3 protein-coding genes are annotated in these 2593 nt (G+C 53.8%); all 3 read right to left on the bottom strand.

All coding sequences use genetic code 11. From position 1 onward, the window contains the following. Positions 1 to 434 (bottom strand): FGGY family carbohydrate kinase (locus tag AC06ND_RS09065; protein WP_475678661.1); only part of this gene is annotated, 434 nt, incomplete at its 3' end. 12 nt (positions 435 to 446) lie between these two features. Then, a complete protein-coding gene (araA, locus tag AC06ND_RS09060; protein WP_475678660.1) occupies positions 447 to 1988 on the bottom strand; it encodes an L-arabinose isomerase in 1542 nt (513 codons plus the stop codon). A gap of 30 nt (positions 1989 to 2018) precedes the next feature. Further along, on the bottom strand, positions 2019 to 2593 hold a 575-nt coding region (gene araD / locus AC06ND_RS09055), incomplete at its 5' end, for an L-ribulose-5-phosphate 4-epimerase AraD (protein WP_475678659.1).

Below are 2593 nucleotides of genomic sequence, written 5' to 3'. Positions count from 1 at the left end.
GGAATGTTGTAGTTGAAGAGCTTTGAGAGCTCAGCAGCTGCAGCACCAGTGTTGGTGTTTCTCCAGGTGAGGAAAGGATAGAGGATCTTCTCTACTTCTGATGGGTCAGCGCCACGGCTTGCGACACCAGTAGGGCCGAATGCCATGTAACCGTGCATCATTGCAGAGATACCGATAGAAGCGAGCTGCTCGATTTCGCAATCGTACTGAGCCTTCACGTTCTTGCGGAGGTCAGCGTAGCAGTCCTCGAGGCCATACCAGATAGCCTCGGTGCTGTATGTCCAGAGACCGTTGACGAGCTGGTTCTCCCACTCGTGGCTTCCCTGTGCGATAGGCTTGTTCTCCTGGTCGATGAGGACGGCCTTGATACGGGTCGATCCGAACTCGATGCCGAGGACAGCCTTACCTTCGATAATGGTTGTTCTTGCGTCCATGGTACACATCAATTACATGAGTGACTTATTGTGCATATAGTAGATCTCGTTGTTGCGGGGCTGCTGCTTGAAACCGCTGATGGTGGTGTCCTTGTTGATACCGATGAACTCGATACCGGTCATCTCAGCGAAGTCCTCCCAGTACTCAGCGGTGATCTCGTAAGAGAATGCGCTGTGGTGAGTACCACCTGCGAGGATCCATGCACCTGCGCCGATCTCGAAGGTTGGCTGAGGTACCCAGAGTGCAGATGCTACAGGGAGCTTAGGCATTGGCTTAGGCTCGATGCACTCTACGTCGCTGGTGATGAGACGGAAGCGGTTGCCGAGGTCAACGATGGTAGCCTTGCAGCCGGCGCCGGTCTTAGAGGTGAATACGAGACGTGCGGTCTCCTGCTTGCGGATACCGATTCCGAGGAAGTGAACCTCGAGCTTTGGCTTGTCGGTAGCGATGAGAGGAGTAACCTCGAGCATGTGGCTCTGGAGGCTTGAAGGGCAGTCCTCAGCGAAGTTGACAGTGTAGTCCTCGAGGAATGAGCAACCCTTTGAGAGACCCTGGTTCATGATCCAGAGTGAGCGATAGAGACATGCGGTCTTCCAGTCACCCTCTGCACCGAAACCGATACCCTCTGCCATGAGACGCTGTGAAGCGAGGCCAGGGATCTGGTCGAAGCCACAGAAAGTAGGGCTGTCGATGTCTGCGTCGCCGAGGTCGTCGAAGTTGGTGGTGAAAGCGGTAGCGCCCTCAGCCTCGAGCACGCGACGAATCGCGATCTCTGCCTTTGCTGCATTGCGTACCTTCTCCCAGTATACCTGCTCGCCGCACTCGTCGATCTTGATGGTGTACTCCTTCTTGTACTCCTCTACAAGAGCATCCACCTCAGCGTCGGTGACAGCCTTGAAGTAGTTCATGAGAGAAGATACAGGATAGTAGTCTACATGATAGCCGAGACGCTGCTCGAACTCTACGCGGTCACCGTCGGTAACGGCAACGTTGTTCATGTTCATACCGAACATGAGACAGCGTACGTCGTGTGCGTCAGCAACTGCTGCAGCTACGCGTGCCCAAACGGCGATCTTCTTCTGAGCTTCCTCGCTCTTCCAGTAACCTACGACAACCTTTCTAGGGATGCGCATGCGGGTGCAGATGTGACCATACTCGATGTCACCGTGTGCAGACTGGTTGAGGTTCATAAAATCCATGTCCATGGTATCCCAAGGAATCTCGGCGTTGTACTGGGTGTGGAAGTGGAGAAGTGGCTTCCTGAGGGCCTGGAGACCCTTGATCCACATCTTTGCAGGAGAGAAGGTGTGCATCCAGGTGATGACACCTACGCACTGAGGGGCGTTGTTTGCCTCGCTCATGATCGCCTCTACTTCCTTGCTGCTGTTTGCAGTGCCCTTATATACGACCTTGATAGGAATGATGCCTGACTCGTTGAGGCCGGCAACCATCTCCTGAGAATGTCCGTCGACGATCTTTACGGTCTCGCCACCGTAGAGAAGCTGCGCTCCGGTTACCCACCAGAGCTCGATGTTTTCAAATGCCTTGATCATTTTGTTAAAGCTTATTGTTCTGTGATAGGGTTATTTCTTCTTCTGCCCGTAGTAAGCGTTAGGACCGTGCTTGCGGTTGTAGTGCTTCTCGATGAGAAGTGGGTTCATGGTGAGCTGAGGATTGACCTGGAACGCGATGAACGCCATCTTTGCGCACTGCTCCATCACCTTCGCATTGTAGACTGCGTTGTCAGGAGAAGTACCCCATGAGAATGGACCGTGGTTCTTGACGATTACAGCAGGAGTATGATCAGGATTGATCTTGCGGATGTTGAGGATCTCGTCCACGATCACGTTACCTGTCTCGAGCTCGTACTGGCCCTCGACTTCCTCCTTGGTCATGTCCCTTGTGCAAGGGATGTCCTTGTAGAAGTAGTCTGCGTGGGTGGTTCCGATGTTAGGGATGTCCTTGCCAGCCTCTGCGAATGCGGTTGCATAGGTAGAGTGGGTGTGGACTACGCCCTGGATGTTAGGGAATGACCTGTAGAGAACGAGATGGGTAGGGGTGTCAGAAGAAGGGTTGAGGTCGCCCTCGACTACCTTACCGGTAGCGAGGTCGACTACAACCATATCTGATGCCTTCATGTCGGCATAGCTGACGCCTG

It is taken from the genome of Candidatus Cryptobacteroides sp., assembly GCF_056207615.1.
The sequence above is the reverse complement of the archived record's forward strand: the minus strand, read 5'-3'. Positions and strand labels throughout refer to the sequence as shown.